Genomic DNA, 1,182 nt, shown 5'->3' on the forward strand with positions numbered 1-1,182 from the left:
TTCAGGCCCAGGTCGCTTTCGCGAATGGCCTTCTCGATCTTGGCGCCCATGCCCTTTTCCCAGGGCTGGACACTGATGGTGCGCGAATCGAGCACCGACACGTTGGCCACCTGGCTCAGTGGCACCTGCGAGCCGTAGTACTCGACGTGAACCGAGTCGAGGAGCGCAGAGTTGGCGCGGCCGGTACGGATCTTGGTGAGGTTGTTCTGGAATGCGGCGAGCGACTGATTCATCTTCGCGTCGGTCGCATTGCGGATATCTGCAATGGTCATCTCAAATACTCCTAGGCATGCACCAGCGTGCCCTCGTCCTCGCCCATGACGACGCGCTTGAATGCGCCGTTCTTGAGAATCGAGAACACCTTGATCGGCAGCTTCTGGTCGCGGCACAGCGCGAAGGCCGTGGCGTCCATGATGCCGAGATTCTTTGCGATCGCCTCGTCGAAACTGAGCGAGACGTAGCGCGTTGCATCGGGGTTGGTCTTGGGATCGGCGGTGTAGACGCCGTCGACCTTGGTCGCCTTGAGCACCAGCTCGGCACCGATCTCGGCACCGCGCAGCGCAGCGGCCGTATCGGTGGTGAAGAACGGATTGCCGGTGCCAGCGGCGAACACCACGACCTTGCCCTCTTCGAGGTACTGCAGGGCTTTGGGGCGCACATAGGGCTCGACCACCTGCTCGATGGCAATGGCGGACATCACGCGGGCCACGAGGCCCTGTTTGTCCATTGCATCGGCCAACGCCAGCGAGTTCATGACCGTGGCCAGCATGCCCATGTAGTCGGCCGTGGCGCGGTCCATGCCGACCGAGCCGCCCGCGACGCCGCGGAAGATGTTGCCGCCACCGATCACGACCGCCACCTGCACGCCCATGTTCACGACCTCGGCCACCTCTTGCACCATGCGCACGATAGTGGCGCGGTTGATGCCGAAGGCGTCATCGCCCATCAACGCCTCTCCCGACAGCTTCAACAAGATTCGCTTGTGGGCTGGGCGGGCATCAGACATGGGCAATTTCCTTTGGTTGGACTGGGACGAGTGTAAAACGTAGCGATGAAAAAACGGCAGCGCGCGTGGGCGCACCGCCGTTGAGCCTTAAAGGCTTAAGCAGCAGCCTTGGCCGCTGCAACTTGCGCGGCCACCTCGGCTGCGAAGTCGTCAACTTTCTTCTCAATGCCTTCGCC

At 62.1% G+C, this 1,182-nt stretch carries 2 protein-coding genes; both read right to left on the minus strand.

Annotated features, from left to right (window positions below):
- Window positions 1-272 (minus strand): ribosome-recycling factor (locus tag ACSFA3_RS24600; protein WP_435507988.1); only part of this gene is annotated, 272 nt, incomplete at its 3' end.
- Window positions 273-283: 11 nt separating this feature from the next.
- Window positions 284-1,006 (minus strand): UMP kinase, encoded by a 723-nt coding sequence (gene pyrH / locus ACSFA3_RS24605; protein WP_093056543.1) that lies wholly within the window; start codon window positions 1,004-1,006, stop codon window positions 284-286.
- Window positions 1,007-1,182: the final 176 nt, after the last annotated feature.

It is taken from the genome of Variovorax glucosi, from assembly GCF_051216695.1.
Lineage (GTDB): Bacteria > Pseudomonadota > Gammaproteobacteria > Burkholderiales > Burkholderiaceae_C > Variovorax.